General features: G+C 61.3%; 15 protein-coding genes. All 15 read right to left on the reverse strand.

What is annotated here, in order from left to right; translation table 11 throughout:
* Positions 1–47: 47 nt before the first annotated feature.
* Complete coding sequence (locus tag V9G17_03735) at positions 48–1,649, reverse strand: glycosyltransferase family 2 protein (GenBank protein ID MEI2751688.1); 1,602 nt, start codon at positions 1,647–1,649, stop codon at positions 48–50.
* Between the two features lie 52 nt (positions 1,650–1,701).
* Positions 1,702–3,843 (reverse strand): sulfatase-like hydrolase/transferase, encoded by a 2,142-nt coding sequence (locus V9G17_03740; protein MEI2751689.1) that lies wholly within the window; start codon positions 3,841–3,843, stop codon positions 1,702–1,704.
* A complete protein-coding gene (locus tag V9G17_03745) occupies positions 3,840–4,943 on the reverse strand; it encodes a glycosyltransferase family 4 protein (protein ID MEI2751690.1) in 1,104 nt (367 codons plus the stop codon). The genes V9G17_03740 and V9G17_03745 overlap by 4 nt, the downstream gene beginning before the upstream one ends.
* Positions 4,940–5,983, reverse strand: a complete 1,044-nt coding sequence (locus V9G17_03750) for a glycosyltransferase family 9 protein (GenBank protein ID MEI2751691.1) — start codon at positions 5,981–5,983, stop codon at positions 4,940–4,942. The genes V9G17_03745 and V9G17_03750 overlap by 4 nt, the downstream gene beginning before the upstream one ends.
* 17 nt (positions 5,984–6,000) lie before the next feature.
* Positions 6,001–7,689: a lipopolysaccharide heptosyltransferase II gene (waaF, locus tag V9G17_03755; protein MEI2751692.1), complete on the reverse strand. Its 1,689-nt coding sequence runs from the start codon at positions 7,687–7,689 to the stop codon at positions 6,001–6,003.
* Entirely contained in the window at positions 7,682–8,752 is a 1,071-nt protein-coding gene (gene lpxK / locus V9G17_03760) for a tetraacyldisaccharide 4'-kinase (protein ID MEI2751693.1), read from the reverse strand. Before lpxK ends, waaF begins: the two co-directional genes overlap by 8 nt.
* An 11-nt stretch (positions 8,753–8,763) precedes the next feature.
* On the reverse strand, positions 8,764–10,116 hold the full coding sequence (locus V9G17_03765) for a 3-deoxy-D-manno-octulosonic acid transferase (protein MEI2751694.1): 1,353 nt from the start codon (positions 10,114–10,116) through the stop codon (positions 8,764–8,766).
* 49 nt (positions 10,117–10,165) lie between these two features.
* A complete protein-coding gene (locus V9G17_03770) occupies positions 10,166–10,849 on the reverse strand; it encodes a lysophospholipid acyltransferase family protein (protein ID MEI2751695.1) in 684 nt (227 codons plus the stop codon).
* A gap of 11 nt (positions 10,850–10,860) precedes the next feature.
* Positions 10,861–12,597, reverse strand: coding sequence for a lipid A export permease/ATP-binding protein MsbA (gene msbA, locus V9G17_03775; GenBank protein ID MEI2751696.1), 1,737 nt, complete (start codon positions 12,595–12,597; stop codon positions 10,861–10,863).
* Positions 12,594–13,727, reverse strand: a complete 1,134-nt coding sequence (lpxB, locus tag V9G17_03780; protein ID MEI2751697.1) for a lipid-A-disaccharide synthase — start codon at positions 13,725–13,727, stop codon at positions 12,594–12,596. Before lpxB ends, msbA begins: the two co-directional genes overlap by 4 nt.
* Before the next feature lie 39 nt (positions 13,728–13,766).
* The gene (locus tag V9G17_03785; protein MEI2751698.1) at positions 13,767–14,756 is read right to left on the reverse strand and encodes a Gfo/Idh/MocA family oxidoreductase; all 990 of its coding nucleotides are present in this window, start codon (positions 14,754–14,756) and stop codon (positions 13,767–13,769) included.
* 52 nt (positions 14,757–14,808) lie between these two features.
* Positions 14,809–15,651 (reverse strand): UDP-2,3-diacylglucosamine diphosphatase LpxI, encoded by an 843-nt coding sequence (gene lpxI, locus V9G17_03790; GenBank protein ID MEI2751699.1) that lies wholly within the window; start codon positions 15,649–15,651, stop codon positions 14,809–14,811.
* Positions 15,652–15,654: 3 nt separating this feature from the next.
* Positions 15,655–16,464: an acyl-ACP--UDP-N-acetylglucosamine O-acyltransferase gene (gene lpxA / locus V9G17_03795; GenBank protein ID MEI2751700.1), complete on the reverse strand. Its 810-nt coding sequence runs from the start codon at positions 16,462–16,464 to the stop codon at positions 15,655–15,657.
* A 68-nt stretch (positions 16,465–16,532) separates the two neighbouring features.
* Positions 16,533–16,988 carry a 3-hydroxyacyl-ACP dehydratase FabZ gene (gene fabZ / locus V9G17_03800; protein ID MEI2751701.1) on the reverse strand — a complete coding sequence of 152 codons (456 nt, stop codon included), beginning with the start codon at positions 16,986–16,988 and terminating at the stop codon, positions 16,533–16,535.
* A 42-nt stretch (positions 16,989–17,030) separates the two neighbouring features.
* Positions 17,031–17,567: an OmpH family outer membrane protein gene (locus V9G17_03805; GenBank protein MEI2751702.1), complete on the reverse strand. Its 537-nt coding sequence runs from the start codon at positions 17,565–17,567 to the stop codon at positions 17,031–17,033.
* Positions 17,568–17,578 lie beyond the last annotated feature (11 nt).

Consider the following 17,578-nt stretch of genomic DNA (forward strand, 5'->3'; position numbering starts at 1 on the left):
GGGAAACGAAACCTCCGCCGAGTTCGTGCCGGACAGGGATGAATCGATCATGCGTCCCGCCTGACGTTCACACGCTCCCAGGCCTTGGCATATTTGACGAACGTGTGCAGGCCGGCAAACATCGCCACCACCAGGCCGTGCACGCCATCGCGATACCCGCCGCGCGAGAACAGGGTCTTGAGGATCGTTCCAAGATGGTGCGTGGCAATGACCCAGCCACTGATGTGCGTCACCCGCTTGAGTTTCTCGTCGGCACCGAGCGTCGTATACCGCATCATCTTGCGGATGTGATGATTGACGGTCGGCATGCTGTAGTGATCGAACGGCTCCCGAAGTCGCTCCCGACGTCCGCTGAGCGTCAAGTTTTCGTGCAACTTCACATCGTCGTATCGCCCGGCTGTTTTCCTGAACAGCCGGAGCTGATAGTCCGGATAGAGCCCGCCGCCTTCGATCCATTTCCCATAGAAAAAATTCCGTCGGGGAATCTCATACCCTCCGATGTCGGCAGGCGGGGCTGTCTCCAACGCCGCTTCAATTTCCCGTCGCAGGCCCTCCGTCACCCGCTCGTCGGCATCCACGACGAGGATCCAGTCCGCATCCGCCTGATCGATGCCGAAGTTTTTTTGCGGACCATACCCCGGCCACGGCCGGACGAACACTTTCGAGGTGTACGGCTTTGCCAACTCCACGGTTCGGTCCCGGCTTTCCGCATCCACGACGATCAGTTCGTCGGCCCAGCGCACGGACTCGAGGCAGTCGGCAATATTGTGTGCTTCATCTTTCGTGATGATCACTGCTGCAATCCTGATGGCCCTCCGTCTCGTCCCATCGTGAGTGGCATTCATGTTGCGACTCGATGGCTTCACCGGTGCGGGCGGGAGGCCCTCCGCACCCACGGGCAACTGCAACTCCCAGAAACGCGCGTACTTGATGAACGTGTAATAGGCATAGAGCCCGGACAAGATGAGGCCCGGCACACCATCCAGACAGCCCTTGCGCCCGACATACATTTTCAGAAAGGTGAAACAGGGATGCGAGATCAACTGATGCCAGGAGAATGCACGCCCCTGCTCGACCATACGCCGGGCCATGAGATCGGAGTAGCGTTCCTGCTTGGCTAAGTAATGGTCGATATCGCGAAACGGGTACTGCAGCGCAGTCGCCGTCAAATAGCCGATTTTCCCGTCCAGATCGAAACTCTCATGGACGAGTTCCTCTCGATAACGCAACCGGCTCTTCCGAAACAACTGCGGCTGCCGGTAGTCAGGAAACCAGCCGCAATGTTTGATCCATCGGCCGAGAAAGTAATTCTTACGAGGGACGAAGTAGGCATCGGCGGATGGACCGCCTGCCAGCACACGCCGGATCTCCTCGCGCAATTCGGGCGTGGCCCGTTCATCGGTATCCAGACTGAACACCCAGTCGTGCGTGGCATGGGCCAGGGCCTCGTTCCGCAGACGGCCGAACCCGTGAAAGTCATGCTGATAGACCTTGCCGGTGAACTCCCGGCTGATCCGCTCGGTGGCGTCAGTGCTGTGAGAATCCACGACGATGATTTCATCCGCCCAGGTGGTGGACTCCAAGCAAGCTCGCATATTGGGCTCGTCATTGTAGGCAATGACCACGGCCGACACCGGTAGATGATTCACAACGACAGATCCTTCTGCCACACCTGAGAGATGGATCCTCGGTCCCATCGGATCATAAGCGTGCTCCGAACTCGCGCCAGGACCAAAGGCGATTGGAATCGAGCGCGACATTCGCCACCTCGTACAAGGCCATCAACTCCCGGTCGCGAGCAGTGAATTGACGTCGCCGGCCCGACTCGTCCTCGGATACCGCATCGAACATGAGCGTGGCATCTTGAAACGACTCGGTCGAGAACGAATACAATAAGAGCCCTTCTGAACTGGCCAATCCCACGAGGTTGTCGTATACACTCGTGAGATACGCCACCTGATTCGATAGGCAGTCCCGAACCAACAGACAGGTCAGATCCTGTCCGGCAAACGCCCCCACCGCAGGCAAAGCACCGTTGAGTGCCAGCAGGGTCGGAGCCACATCGACTTGGCTGGCAACGGCCGACACGGTTCGCGGGCGATACGTCGCCGGACTACGCAACGACTCGTCCATCCAGATAAACAACGGCGAAGCAAAATGGCCCGCCTTTCGCTCGATATCGCTGCTCCCGACCGGTTCGTGCCGGCCATGGTCGCCCAACACGACGACGACGGTGTTCCGCAGGAGCCCCTCGTGAACGAGTTTTGAAAACACCCGCTCCAATTCGTGATCCGTATAGCGCAAGGCGCCCACATATTTGTCCGACACCTGCTCCTGCAGCAGACGCACCTCGGGATGGTTCAGCGGAGCCGCGAAGGGATGGTGGGTCGACAAGGTGAGCGTCGTCAGGAAAAACGGCTTACCTTCTGCCTGACGTTGCTTGATCCGTTCGTAGCAGAGGTCGAACAGGGCACCATCGACAATGCCGAGGCCCATTCGTTCCACATCCGCAGGAAAATCTCTCTCGTCGATCAGCTGTTGCAAACCGTTGCGCGCCACGAACGACTGCAGCCGGTTCAGGTCGCGATGCTGCCCGATCACCATCTCCGTGCTATACCCCTGACGCTGTAAGAGGGACGGCAGACAGAGGTAGTCGTGGGCATACCGCGTTTTCATCGCGGCCGCGCCTTGCCGAGGAAACGCGCTACAGAGGGTCGCAAACAGTCCCCGCGAGGTTTGAACGCCGTTGGAAAAAAAGTTCTCGAAGTAGACGCTGTCCTGCTTCAGACGATCCAAAAAAGGCGTGCCCTGAATCTCGCCATACCGCTGCCCGAGATACCGTCGATCCAACCCTTCCAAAAATATCAGCAGGATATTAGCCTGAGCGGGTAACCGGACACCGTCCGGAGAAGCCGCCATGGTGCGGACCAAGGGATACCGCTGGTCCACAAACGCGCCCTGCGGGCCAAGCAATCGTTGCACGGTCTGAACGGCGACCTCATAGGGCATCGCCTCGACATTCGCGCGCTGCTCCATCGACCCCCGTGATACCACCGCGATTCGTAAGGCCTCAGCCGCAAAGAGGACGGGATTCTGCGCCAGCGTGTAATAGACCATGCTCCCGATCGGCGCGATCCGAATCCCATAGGGACCGGAATGATGGAATCCGGCTCCGCCGGCCACCAACGCAACCAGGAGCAACGTGTTCGCCTGAAACCCAGAACCCGGCCGCCAGCGATCCAGCGCCGGCACAACGGCAACAGAGAAACTCCACCACCACAGCCCCATCGCCACAGCCTGGATGCTCAGAAAGAGGGCCAGCCGTGCTGCCCATTTACCCGCTGCGCCTAACTCGGCGCTGGTTTGCTGCATCGCCTGCACATTGGTGGCCTCCGGTGTCGCCGCAGGCGCAAACAGGTCGCCGACATATTCGAGGAACACGAAATCCATGTGCTGCCGATTGAACCCGTAGTACCCCATGTCCACACTCAACAGCACGAACAGGAGGACGCCGGTCAGCACACACCCCACATGCAGCGCGGATCGAAACGTCAGAAGGAAAGATTGTGTCGCACGTCTCAGACCGCTCCAGCCGTGCCGCAGCAGCGCCCACCCTCCGGCCCCGACCCCGGCCAGCACTAACGCGAAGGTCGCCGTGATGAAATCCCCTCGCACACCGACGATGAGAGTTTTGAACAGCAACGGCAGGCTGGGAGTTTCCTGCTCGAACGCGTCGCGCAGCAGAAACACCCGCTCTGCCATTTGCATCACGACGAACAGAATCCACCAGAACAACACGCTCTTACGGATCGAGGCGCGAGCGTCCGCCCATCGTTGCATCATGATGCGATCACCCGCCGATAGACGCGCTCCAACTCATCCACCATCCGGTCGATCGAATAGGACTGCTCCACGGTCTGACGGCCCCGTCGCCCCATTGCGGCGCGCAGCTCAGGATCGATCAGCAGGCGACCGATCCGATCGGCCAAGGCATCGGCATCCCGCGGCGGGACGATGAACCCGGACTCCCCGTCGGTTAGGACATCGGGAATCGATCCCGTGGTCGTCGAGACCACCGGAAGTCCGATCGCCAGGGCCTGCATCAGCACCTGGGGAATGGTATCGCCTTCGACCGTGGGAATCACAAACACATTCAAGGACCGGAACACATCCAGCAGATCGTCGCGAAATCCCAACATGCGGACATCGGCCGTCAACCCGAGGCGTTCGATCTGCGCGCGGATATTCTGTTCTTCCGGTCCCTCACCCACGATGAGAAAGGCCACCCCCTGATGCTCCTTCAGCACCTTGGCGGCCGCCTCCACGAGATACCGGTGGCCCTTATAGTCCCGCAGATAGGAAATCATCCCAACCAGCAGATGCCCGGAGGGAATCCCCAGTTCGGCCCGGATATCGTGCTGAGGTTTGGCCGGCGAAAAGTGCTCCACATCCAACCCGATGGGAAACGAGGCCACACGCTCCGGCGCCAATCCGTCCCGGTGAATGAGGTCCTGCCGGTTCCGCTCGCTTCCGGTCACAATGACCATATCGAAAAGACGCCGATACAGCAGATGCGTGGTGGCATTGTTATTGAGCGGCGCCGAAATATGCCGCGTACGAATGACCTTGGGGCGCGGATTGAGCAGGCGTGTCGAGAGCGCCGCAATCCAACTGTCGCGCGAACTATTGACGTGAACGATCTCCGGACGCTCCCGCGTGAGTAACGCGCGGAAGGCCAGGATCGACAGCGGGAGGCGCCATTGCCGCATGACAAACGGCTCGACCGGAAGCCCTCGCTCCCTCGCCATGGCCATGATCGGGCTGCGCGGCTCCAGCACCAGCCGAATACGATGGCCGCGCTTCAAGAGGCGCTCGGCGTGCAGCAAAACAGCCAGCTCCTGCCCTCCGACCGCCGTGCTGGATTCCGCAATAAGAATGTTCACAATGATCCTGGCTTATGTGATCGCTCAAGGTGTTGTTCAACGGCACGAACGACTTGGTCCGGCCGCACAGCGGTCAGACATTCGAGGGGCACGGGACGAGCACAGTCACGGCGAAAACAGGGTCTGCATTCCACCGCATACGACAAGACCACATGTCCCTTGCCATAGGGCCCGGTTTTGACCGGATCCGTCGGGCCGAACAGGGCCACCACGGGCGTCCCCACCGCCGCAGCGATGTGCATTGGCCCGGAATCGTTCGTCACCAACAGGGACGCGCGACGCAACAAACCGGGGAGCAAGCCTACAGGGGTCTGTCCCGTCAGATCAATCGCTTTCGTACGCATGAGCGCGGTGACCGCAAGCGACTCCGGCCGCTCGGCCGGCCCGCCGATCAAGACCACCGGCAACCCATGTGACTGAGAGAGACGATCGGCAACCTCCGCAAAATGCTGCGGCGGCCAACGTTTTGTCTCCCAACGCGCAGAGACGTTCATGGCGATCCAGACCTGATGCGGGGTAATTCCCGCTCGGGTCAGCATAGTGTCCACGGCCTGCTGGTCGCCGGATCGATCGATGAACTCGAACCGCGGCTCTATTGGACGTGTCGCGCCCAGCGCCTCGGCGACGAGCAGGTAACGATCGACCGCGTGGATGGGCGCCGGAGGAACCGCCACCCGCTGAGTATAAAACAGAGGGCTGCCCTCCCGCGCCGTAGCAAACCCGACCCGCCGACCGCAGCCGGCCAACAGCGCCATCGCCCCGCTCCGGAAGAGTCCTTGAAGATCGACGACCAGATCGTACCCGGCCCCACGCAGAGCGGGCACCCGACCCAACCAGCCCCTGAGCCCTTCCGATACCGAACAGACGTGATCGACCCCGGCAATGACCTCCACGAGCGGCGCCCATTGCCGTTTCACCAGCCAGGTGACCTCAGCCTGGGGAAACCGCTCGCGCAGCGCCGCCAGGGTCGGCATCGTATGCACGATGTCGCCCAGCGAGCTCGGTTTGATCAGCAGGAGTCGGCGTACAATGTCGATCATTCAGCCACCAGGGATGATCAGCGCGGCAAGTCGGCAACAGGCCTGTGCGTCGCATGGGCGACGATCCAATCCACCGCCTGCGACATCGCCTCCGCCACATAGTCAGGAGGCAGGTCGCGCGCCGTCAAGTCGGCTAACGCCTCCGCGCCGGACGGTCCGGTCATGACCAGCAGGCTCTGCGCCCCCACCAGCTTGGCTAATTCAACATCGCGGACACTGTCTCCGACGACATAGGCGCGGCTCAGGTCCACCTGCAATTCAGCGAGGGCCCGGTCGATCATGCCCCGCGCCGGCTTGCGGCAATTGCATCGATCGTCGGGATGATGGGGACAAAAATACAGCCCGTCGAGCGTCACCCCGTCCTCGGCCAGTATCGCTCGCAATTTGCCGTGAATCGCTTCTAGATCCTTTGACGTAAAGTATCCTCGTCCCAACCCGGACTGGTTTGTGACGACGACCAGGCGTGCCCCGGCCTGTTTCAATCTGGCCAACGCCGCGCCCACGCCGGGCAGCACCGTGAAGTCATCGGGAGACTTCACGTAACCCGTATCGACATTCAGGGTGCCGTCACGATCGAGAAACACCGTGACCCCCGCCAGCGACGTGGAGGAGAGGCTTGGCGGCGGCGCTGGTTCGACCGCCGGAGGAGGAGCCACCAGCGGTAAATGATGCACCGCCGCAGCATACACCTGCTCCACCGTCACCCCGGTCATGCACCGATGATCGATGGGACATTCCCGCAAGAGACAGGGCGCGCAGGACACCGGCTGCCGGACCAGCTTGGCATCAACACCGAACGGCGACGTGGTCTGCCAATCGGTCGGGCCGAACACGGCCACCAGCGGAACCTGAAACGCGGCCGCAACATGCATGGGGCCTGTGTCGTTCGTGAGAAATAACTGGCACCGCTTCACCAGCGCCATCAATTCTCGCACCGTGGTCTGGCCGGAACACACGACCGTGCGTGCCTTAATCTGCTCGGCGATGGTTTTTCCCAGCGGCTCCTCACCCTTGGCTCCCAAGATCACCACGCCGACTCTGGCACCCGATCGGCTCTGGGCATCCTTCACCACACGATTCACGACCTCAGCGTACCGATCCGGCAACCATCGCTTGGCGTGGCCATAGGTCGAGCCGGGATTCACACCGATTACCAGATCCGACGGGCCGATTCCGGCATCCGCCAACCGCCCGGCGATCAACACCGATTCATCCGGCGTGACAAACAGACGAGGTGCAGGCGCGGGCCCATGCCCGCCCAGGGGTTTCAAGAGATCCCAGTAGTACTCGACCTGATGCCGTTGCGCCGTTCGTGGCGGCACGGTCACCGGGTCGGTGAGCAACAGCGTTCGCCCGTCCGTCGCGTATCCGAATCGTCTCGGAATGCCTGCCAGGAAACTGATCAACGCCGCCTCAAACGCATTCTGAAACAGGATGGCCAGATCGAATCGGTGTCGACGCAAGACCCCGGCGAGAGTCCATTTTCCGACCAGCCCCGCATGGCGTCCCCGATCGTCATACACCAGCGTCCGGTTCACCGCGGGATGCTGCGCCAACAGATCCGCAATGCCGGGCTTCACCAGCAACGTGATCTCTGCCTCTGGGAAGAGGGTGCGCACCTGACTCAAGGCCGGTTCGCACATGACGGCATCTCCCAGCCAGTTGGGTCCACGGACGACGATGCGACGGATGCCCTCCTTACGCATGGCCCCCCGCCCTGCTTGCGGTTGAATCGAATCGCAACAATCGCTCCAAATCTTCCTGCCCTGACAGAATCTCGGTGCGAAGCCTCACGGCCCAACAGACCTCGTCCGCAGCCAACAACGGCGCAACCTTGTCGGCATCTTTTTCCGTCGTCACCAACAGATCGGCTCCACAGGATTTCGCCTTGGCTCGAATGGTTTCCATGACGCCACGGGTATAGTGCACATGATCGGGAAATGCCAGCAACTCACCCACGGTGAGACCCAATCCGGCCACCAACGTACGGAAGGACTCCGCATTGCCGATCCCGCTGAAAAGCAGGGCCGACCGGCCGCGAAACGCATCCAGCGGACGCCGCTCGTCCGTCCCCACACGCCGGAACTCCTCCGCCCGGAATCCCACACGCACCAGCGACGGCAACGAGCCGCAGGCCTCCACCAACCGACGCCGCACCGATTCACCGTCATGTTCCTGATCGACCCGGGTCATCAAGATGGCCGACGCACGCGCGGCCGCCGAGAGGGGTTCCCGCAACCGTCCGACCGGCAACGCCGCCTGGATACCCGCCGCGTCCGTCGCATCCACCAGCAGCAAATTCACATCGCGATGGAGCTGAACATGCTGATACCCGTCGTCCAAGACAAAACAATCCACCGGCAGGCGACTCAACACCCACTGGCCGAGTGCATATCTGTCCGCCCCTACCGCCACGACGGCCTGAGGACAGCGACGCGCGATCAGATAGGGCTCGTCTCCGGCTTCGTCCGGCCCCACTAAAATCCGTTGCCCGTCTGAAACCAGCACTTGCTGCGCCGTGCTGCGCCGCCGATACCCGCGACTCAGAATCGCCACGCGCCTTCCCTGCGCCGTCAGCCGCTCCACCAGATACATGACGACCGGTGTCTTGCCCGTTCCACCGACGGTGAGATTCCCCACGCTGATCACAGGACGAGGCAGCCGGCGCGTGCGAAACCACCCATGCGTGTAACACCACAGGCGAAACCGGGCCGCGCATTCATAGGGGTAGCCGAGCCACCGTAACCAGGACCGTAGCCCGTTCGACATCGTTGCCGCCATTACGATTGCCGACCCGATACCTCGTGCCCCTGTTGAACCGGTGCGTGCTTCGAAGGCTCTCGTCCCCGCAAAAACGTGGCGATGATGTCCGCGCTGCGCTGGAGCGCGCCCTGGTTGTCCGCCACGACCCGCTGCGCCGCCGCTCCCATCCGTTGCTGGATAGCGGGATCGCGAAGGAGCTCTCGCAGGCCCTGCGCAAGGTCCTGTTCGTCTTGCACCACCTGTCCTCCCTGCGCATTCACCAGGAGCGCCGCTACTTCGGCACAATGGTCGGTGTGCGGACCGAACAGCACCGGTTTCCCCCAGACTGCCGGCTCCAGGAGATTATGCCCGCCCACCGGCGCGAGAGTGCCCCCGACAAAGGCCACCACCGCCTCTCGATACAATAGGGCTAGTTCTCCCCGCGTATCCAAGACCAACACCCGCGCGCCCGTGCCCGCCATGGGCGCTTGTCCGCCGGTGCTACGCCGCGCCACCGTGAGGCCTTTCGCCTGGATCATCTGTTCTACCTGCGCCGCCCGTTCGATATGGCGGGGCGCCAGGACCAACCGGAGATCAGGAAATTCAGGACTCAGCATCCGATACGCGTTGACGATCGCGTCTTCCTCACCGGGATGGGTGCTTCCAGCCACCACCAATAACTCCCGGTCGGTGAGCCCAAGCGCCGCCTTGGACACGACCGCACCGGCGGAAACCTGCGGAATCGGTTGATCGAACTTGATGTTACCCGTACATCGAACTCGCGACGGCTCGGCCCCCAACTCGATCATGCGTTGCGCGTCCCGCTCCGATTGCATGAGACAACAGGTGATCATGTTCAGCATCGTCCGGTAGAAGTCGCGGATCAGCGGAAGGCGCTGTCGCTCAAAGGAACGAGTGGACAATCGGCCGTTGACAAGAATCGACGGCACATTCCGTCGCCGCAAGCTCCGCAGGATGTTCGGCCAGAGTTCCGTTTCGACAAAAATATACAGACTCGGCTTCAGACGGTCGATCGCTTGATTGACGACCCAGGGAAAATCGAGCGGCGCGTACCGGTGTTCGGCCACGCCCTCCAGACGCTGCTCCACCGCCTCGCGCCCGGTTTCGGTCACGGTCGAGACGACCAACCTCGTCTCGGGATACCGCCGACGCAACTCCCGCACGAGCGGCGCCACGGCGACCACCTCGCCCAACGACACGGCATGAATCCAAATGCAGCCCGCTCTTCCGGCAGAGTCCGCCGACACCCTGTCCGCACGCAGGCCCAACCGCTCGGGCAACCCGCGACGACAACGTTGCTTGGCCAACAGGACGAACAGAATAATCGGGGAAACCAGAAGCAGGAGACTGTTGTAGAACAGATACCACATTACGGATCAGCCCGCAGGACGGCCTCATCGGCCTCGATCGTCATGCGGTTCAGCGTGTCTTCCAACTCCCGGCGGACACGCTCCAGGTCGTCTGCTGAGGCGTCCGGCGGCACGCTGATCGGCGGCCCCAGCAGAAAGAAGCCCCGTGAGAACGGGTGGGGCATGATGAACCGATCCCAGCTCGCGAAGAGTTTTTTTTTGAGCAGCCGAAAGCCATCGGGATGATCGGCAGACCGGTGGCCCGCGCCAACTGGACCACTCCCACCTTGGCGACCTGACGTGGTCCCTTCGGCCCATCCGGCGTCAGCACGAGATTGCCGCCGGACCGACCGAGGCGAATCAACTGCCGGAACGCTTCCGCGCCCCCTCTGGTACTGGACCCACGAACGGCATCCAACCCGAACCGGGCCACGATGCGGCGGATCAATTCCCCGTCGCGATGCTGACTGATCAACACATGGGCCTCGAGCCCCGGAAGAGCGAGCGGCATCATCAGTTGCTGGGCATGCCAGAACGCCAGGATCACCCGCTTCTCTTCTCGAAACAACCGGTCCACATGCTCGGCCCCCTCGATGCGCCAGGTCATCGTGCGGCGCAGCATGTGAATAATCTGGTAGCCGACCGGCGGGACCACCGCAACCTTGAGCGCGTTGACGACCCGTTTCAGCAGCGGCTGCGGCGAAGGAGTCGCCGCGGATCGATCAGTTGGCATCGGACGACCGTCTTTCTCCATCACCCACGTCCTTACTCCGAAAGCGCATCGGCAAACTGCATCGCATGCAGGCGCTTATACATGCCGCCCTTGCGCAGGAGTTCTTCGTGCGACCCCACTTCCGCAACCCTGCCCCTGTCCAGAACCACGATGCGAGTGGCGTTCTGAATAGTCGACAACCGGTGGGCGACCACCAGAGTCGTCCGGTTCTTCATCAAATTGCCCAAGGCCATCTGCACGATCCGCTCGGACTGCGTATCCAGAGCTGATGTCGCTTCATCCAAAATCAAGATCGGCGGGTCACGGAGAATCGCCCGCGCGATGGCGAGACGCTGCCGTTCGCCGCCGGATAATTTCACCCCGCGCTCTCCGATCAACGTGTCGTATCCATCCGGCATGCGAACGATGAACTCGTGCGCATAGGCCAGCTGCGCAGCTCGTGTCACATCCTCCGGCGTCGCGCCCTGCCGTCCATACGCGATGTTATTGCGAACCGTGTCGTCGAACAGCACGACTTCTTGCGACACAATCCCGATCTGTCCCCGCACCGAACGCAGGCTGCACGACAGGAGATCCACCCCATCGATGAGAATCTTCCCGCCGGTCGGATCGTAAAATCTCGGCAGGAGACTGACTAAGGTCGTCTTTCCACTCCCACTGCTGCCGACAAAGGCAATGACCTCGCCTGCCCGAATCGTCAAATCGATCCCCATCAACGCGGCATCACCCTGCCCCTCGTACCGGAACGCGACCTGCTGAAACTCGAGAGACCGGGTGATCGCCGGCAACTCTGTGGTTCCGCCGCTGACATCCTGCTCGTTTGGAAGATCGAGCACGTCGAACACCCGCTCGGCAGCGGCCAGCGCCTGCTGCACCGTATTATTGGCGCCCGACAATCGTCGAATCGGCGTGTAGGCCATAAACATCGCCGCCAGAAACGAAAAGAATGCCCCGGGGGTCATCTCGTCATGAATGACCAGATACCCACCATACCAGATAATGCCCGCCACACCGAGCACACCGATGACCTCCATAAGGGACGCCCCGAGGGATGAGACCTGGATGGCCTTCATGGTGGTGTGAATAAAGGCGTCGTTGCTCTGGCGAAACCGCTTAGCCTCCTCGTCTTCCCGGCCGAACGACTTCACCATCCGGATCCCGGCGAGCGTCTCTTGCAGCGTCGAGGCCATATCGCCCATGCGTTCCTGCCCGCGCGTGGCCAGACTCCTCAAGCGCCGTCCCATACGCGCCATGGTTACCACCGACAGCGGGACGACAATCATGGACACCGCCGCGAGTTTCCAGTTCTGGTAAATGATCACGCCGATCATGGCCAGAAAGGTCAGCCCCTGCTGGAACAAATCTTTCAGCACGCCGGTCACGGCGTTGGCCATCTGGTTGACGTCGTTGATGACCCGCGACACCAGACGACCCGAGGTATTTGAATCGTGGTAATGAACCGGCAACCGGACCAGCTTGGAGAACAGCTGCTCCCTGATATCTCCGATCACCTGGTTCCCGACAAAATTCATCAAATAATTCTGCCCGTAGTTGAAGACCCCCTTCAACACCGCCACCGCCAGGATGGCGATCGGAAGCACCAGCAGCAGGCTTTCATCCTTGCTGATGAACAGACCGTCGAGCACCGGACGCACCAGCCAGGCATAGGCAGCGGAGAGTCCGGCCACCAGCAACGCGCACAGGAACGCCGCGCCCAGTCGAAACCGGTAGGGGTTCAGATAGCTGAGCAACCGAAGATACTGCTTCATGAGCGACACTCGGCTAGAACGGCTTCTGCGGCACGACGCGAGGCGCCCGGCGTGCCCAACGCATGACGGACCGACAACAGTGCAGTCTTCATGTCCTCATACGCTCGGGAATCCCCCAACAGCCGTTCGGTTTCGTGGACCAATCGTTCCGGCGTCGCCTCATCATGAATCAGCTCCGGCACAATCCCCCGCCCGGCGACCAGATTCGCGAGACCGATCCAGGGCACCCGAATCAACAGCCGGGCCAATCGATAGGTGAGCCAGGAAGAAGCCCGGTAAAACAAAATCATGGGGGTCCCCACCACCGCAGCTTGCAACGTGGAGGTTCCGGATTTGACGACCAGCAGGTCCGAGGCCGCCATGACTTCGCTGGCCTGATTGCGGAAGACCCGAATGGGAACCGGACTCTGCTTCAACAGGTCGGCGAGAAACGCATCCTGAATCGAGGAGGCCTGTGCCAGGAGAAACTGAATGCCCGGATGCCGTTCCGCCAGTCGCCTCACCGTCTCCAGCAACAGCGGGATGTGCTCGAGCAATTCTCCTTTTCGACTGCCCGGGAACAGACCGATCACCGGACCGGCGTCCGATAATCCAAACTGCCGACGCAAGGCCTCCCGATCATACGACGGCGCCACTTCGTCAAGCAGCGGATTGCCGACAAACGTACACCGCACGCCGGCCTTTCGGTACAGCGGTTCTTCAAACGGCAGAATCGCCAGCACGTGATCGACGCGCTGCTGAATCCAGCGCATCCGCCCACGCCGCCAGGCCCACACTTGCGGCGCGATGTAGTACAGCACCTTGAGTCCGCAGGCTTTGGCGACCCGCGCAAAATGAAAGTTCAGCCCGGGATTGTCGATTAACACGACAAGGTCCCAGCGTTCGCCCTTGATCAGTGCCCGAATGCGCGCAATTCGCTGCAACATGGTCTTGACGGCAGAGAGGCCAATCAGTCCCATCACATCCAGTTGAGGGATGTCCTTGACCAGTTCGGCGCCGGCCGCTCGCATCGACGCGCCGCCGACTCCCACAATCTGAAGGGCGGGGGCCAGCTCCTTGAGGGCAGTCACCAAGTGGGCTCCATGGAGGTCGCCGGAGGCTTCCCCGGTGACGATTAAGATGCGCGGCATGCTGCTCGTCTCACGCAGATCGGCACAGAGGTCATCCCCTTACACGTTCTCTTGGCTAAAGGCCGCCGCCGCTGCGGCCTCTGCGGAATGGCGTTGCGTAAACCGGCTGATGGCCTCCTGCACTAAGGTCGCCAACTTGAGCGCCGCGGTCCCGTCTTCACCGGACACGACGGGACGGGTCCCCGTGTTCACGGCCTGAATGAAGGAGTCGAGTTCGAGCCGCAATGGCTCATCATCTCCGGCCTGGTAGGATTCGACATCGATCGTCGGCTTGGCGCCAGGCTCCTGCACGCGGCGCGAGACGATGGCCTGGCGTGACTGAAAATCGATGGAGACGTAGCGGTCGCGCTGAAACACACGCAAGCGACGCATCTTGCTGGTCGACACGCGACTGGCCGTCACGTTTGCGACACAGCCGCTCGCAAAGGCAATACGGGCATTCGCGATATCGATGTTCGGAGAGAGCACCGGCACACCGGCTGCCCGCACTTCTTCGACCGGCCCCGGGTTGAACGACAGCACGAGGTCCAGGTCGTGAATCATCAGATCCAAGACCACGTCGACATCGGTGCCCCGCTCGCCGAAGGCACTCAATCGATGACACTCGATAAAGGCGGGACGCTCAATGTACGGCCGCATGCGCTGCATGATCGGGTTGAATCGTTCGCTGTGTCCGACCTGAAGCAGGCACCCACGCCTCGCTGCGAGTGCCACTAATTCCTGGGCTTCCGCCGAGGTCGAGGCAATCGGTTTTTCAACCAGCACATGCTTGCCGGCTTCCAAACAGGCCTTGGTGGTCTCAAAGTGGGCGGAGGTGGGAACGACGACACTGACGATGTCGACCTGTTTCAACAGATCGCCCAGTTCCGTCCAGGCCTGCGCGCCATGCCGTTCCGCAATCACCTGCGCGCGGCTCGGTGACGCATCGCACACGCCCACCAGCGTGGCGCCCGGGAGCGTCGCATAATGCCGGGCATGGTGCTGCCCCAGATGACCGACGCCGATCACGCCGGCTCGAAGCTGTTTCATCGCACAGAGTCCTGTCTCACGAGGCACGCCCCGGTTCCCATCCTGGACGCCATCATGTCATGCCGACGATCGCGATACCGGCACGGTTTGCCTTGGCGATCGTTTCGTCACGGTCTAAGAGAATCCCGCGTCCCGCTTCCAACGCCAACACCGATGCCTTCACCGACTCCATCACTTCAATGGTACGCGGGCCGACGGCGGGAAGATCGAACCGGAGATCCTGCTGGGGTTTGCAGCGCTTGACCACCACCGCACCGCCGTGCGCCAGCTCCCCGCCGCGCCGAATCGCGCCGTCCGTGCCCTCCACGGCTTCCACAGCCACGATCACCCGATCTTTCACCACGACACACTGCCCGATATCCAACGCTCCGATCTGTTTCCCCACGTCCCAGCCGTACCGGATGTCTTCCCATTCTTTCTTGCTGGGCTCTCGCCTCGTCAACGTACCGTCCTCAACGAGAATGCCTTCCAGCCCGAACGTGGATTCACAAATCTGAATGCCTTCCTGCTCAATTTCCTCCGCGACCCGGCGAAGAATGTCGTCATCCTTGAGATGAATCAGTTTGGCAGCCAGGGCCAAGGCCCGAAAATCCGGCCGGACCGTGGAAAACACATGCGTCTTCTTAATGCCGCCCAGCATGACCGCCCGCTGAACGCCGTCGCCCTTCAAGGCCTCAATTAATTTCCCGAACTGCCCGATTTTGATCCAGTGGATATGATCGACGTGCCGGGCGAGCTCCGGATCGGTTTCGCCTTCGTGCGCCACCGCGGACACGGAATACCCAAGCCGCTTTGCATTGTCGGCAAAAATGATCGGGAAGCGGCCATTGCCCGCGATCAGCCCAATCTGCAGTCCATTGGACGCGTGTTTGCCCTCGGCCGCCTGCTCACCCACTCGCTACTCCTCTTCGCCCTCTTGATCCTTACCGACCGAACGGCAAATGCCGCGTTTGGTGCCTTCCATAAACGCGGCCACCTGCATCACATCCGGGCTGGCCCCGAAGGTCTCCCGCGCCAGCTTGACAGCCTCCGCGACCCGATGCCCGGAACGAAACAGGACTTCATAGGACTTCTTCAGCGCTGCGATGCGCTCGGAGGAGAAACCATGTCGCCGCAGGCCAATGGAGTTCAACCCGTACATACGAGCGCGATACCCGCCGGCGGCCCGCATGAACGGCGGCAGATCCTGGCCGAGCGCGCAGCACCCGCCGACCATCGCATAGGCGCCAATCCGCACGAACTGGTGGATGCCCGACAGTCCGCCGATGATCGCGTGGTCGCCGATCGAAATATGTCCGGCCAAACTCGCCGCATTCGCAAGAATGAGATGATTGCCCAGGTGGCAGTCGTGCGCGACATGGACATAGGCCATCAAAAAATTGGAATCGCCGATACTGGTCACTCCGCCGCCCTGCACCGTCGCCCGATTGACGGTCACGTACTCGCGCAAGATGTTGTCGTGGCCGATCACAACCTTCGTCGGCTCCCCTTTGTACTGCATATGTTGCGGCGGTCCGCCGACCGACACAAAGGGATGCAATTCGCACCGCTCTCCGATGTCGGTCCAGCCGTCGACACAGACATGGGACGAGACTCGGGTACCTGCACCGATCCTGACATGTTCACCGATAACGGAATAGGCGCCCACCTCCACATTGTCTGCAAGCACCGCTTTGGGATGGACCACCGCGGTCGGATGTATGTTCACTCAAAACCTCCTCACCATCGACTGCTATGCTGTTCAACGCCACGCGACCGGCCGACACGGAGCCCCGGCTACTTGCCCCCACCCGCCTGTTCATCCGTCACCATGGCCGTGACTTCCGCTTCACACACCAGTTCGGACTCCACGAAGGCTCGGCCCTGCATCTTCCAGAACGGCGCGCGCTTCTTCAGCACATCCACTTCCAGGCGGAGAATGTCGCCCGGAACCACCGGTTTCCTGAATTTCGCCCCGTCGATGCCGGTCAAATACACGACCGGCCGGCCGGCCGGTCCCAGCGACTTAAACGCCAGCACCCCGCCGACCTGCGCCAACGCCTCCAGGATCAAGACGCCCGGCATCACCGGACGACCCGGAAAATGCCCCTGAAAAAACGGCTCATTGATGGTCACATTCTTGAGACCGACGATCCGGCGGTCCGGATCAAGCTCTTGAATACGATCGACCAGCAAAAACGGATACCGGTGCGGAAGGATTGATTGAATCTCCACGTTGTCCATCACTGACATCAGCCCCGCCTCCTGTGTTGCGTAGACGATTACAACTGCCGACTACTTATTCTGGCGATCGAACTCTTTGACGATCTGCTCCGTGAGATCGATCGACGAGTGTCCGTAGACGACGATCTTGACCGAGGCTTCACTGCCCCGGTCGATGACGGCGGTATATCCTTCCTTCTGGGCCACCGCCGAGACCGCCGCATGGATGCGCTGTGCAAAATCCTGGACCATGCCCTTCTGCTTTTCCTGCACCTCACGATTGAAGTCTTGAATCCGGCGCTGATAGGCCTCCAGCTTCGCCCTGAATTGCTCTTGTTTCTCCTTGCGCACCTCTTCGGAGAGCGAGGCGTCTTGAAGCCCCTTCTCAAGTTCCTTCAATTCCTGGTCGTCGGAATCGATGATTTTCTGGCGCGTCGTGGAATAACTCTTCAGATCCTCGAGCGCGCGTTTCCCGGCCACGCTCCGCTCGACGACCTGTTGCTGGTCCATCATCGCGACCTTGATGCGGTCCGCAGCCTGGACAGGCTGCGCCAACCACGCCAACAACACCTGCACCATGCCTGCTACGATCCAAGTACGTACGTTCATGGCCCCCCTCA

Source organism: Nitrospira sp. (assembly GCA_037045225.1).
Taxonomy (GTDB): domain Bacteria; phylum Nitrospirota; class Nitrospiria; order Nitrospirales; family Nitrospiraceae; genus Nitrospira_A.

What these genes read in the sequence shown, in the direction of transcription:
- msbA (MEI2751696.1), bottom strand. Translation starts at nt 12,597, where the DNA reads ATGAAGCAGTATCTTCGGTTGCTCAGCTATCTGAACCCCTACCGGTTT.
- V9G17_03785 (MEI2751698.1), bottom strand. Translation starts at nt 14,756, where the DNA reads ATGAAACAGCTTCGAGCCGGCGTGATCGGCGTCGGTCATCTGGGGCAG.
- V9G17_03740 (MEI2751689.1), bottom strand. Translation starts at nt 3,843, where the DNA reads ATGATGCAACGATGGGCGGACGCTCGCGCCTCGATCCGTAAGAGCGTG.
- lpxK (MEI2751693.1), bottom strand. Translation starts at nt 8,752, where the DNA reads ATGTCGAACGGGCTACGGTCCTGGTTACGGTGGCTCGGCTACCCCTAT.
- V9G17_03765 (MEI2751694.1), bottom strand. Translation starts at nt 10,116, where the DNA reads ATGTGGTATCTGTTCTACAACAGTCTCCTGCTTCTGGTTTCCCCGATT.
- waaF (MEI2751692.1), bottom strand. Translation starts at nt 7,689, where the DNA reads ATGCGTAAGGAGGGCATCCGTCGCATCGTCGTCCGTGGACCCAACTGG.
- lpxB (MEI2751697.1), bottom strand. Translation starts at nt 13,727, where the DNA reads ATGCCGCGCATCTTAATCGTCACCGGGGAAGCCTCCGGCGACCTCCAT.
- V9G17_03770 (MEI2751695.1), bottom strand. Translation starts at nt 10,849, where the DNA reads ATGGAGAAAGACGGTCGTCCGATGCCAACTGATCGATCCGCGGCGACT.
- V9G17_03750 (MEI2751691.1), bottom strand. Translation starts at nt 5,983, where the DNA reads ATGATCGACATTGTACGCCGACTCCTGCTGATCAAACCGAGCTCGCTG.
- fabZ (MEI2751701.1), bottom strand. Translation starts at nt 16,988, where the DNA reads ATGTCAGTGATGGACAACGTGGAGATTCAATCAATCCTTCCGCACCGG.
- V9G17_03805 (MEI2751702.1), bottom strand. Translation starts at nt 17,567, where the DNA reads ATGAACGTACGTACTTGGATCGTAGCAGGCATGGTGCAGGTGTTGTTG.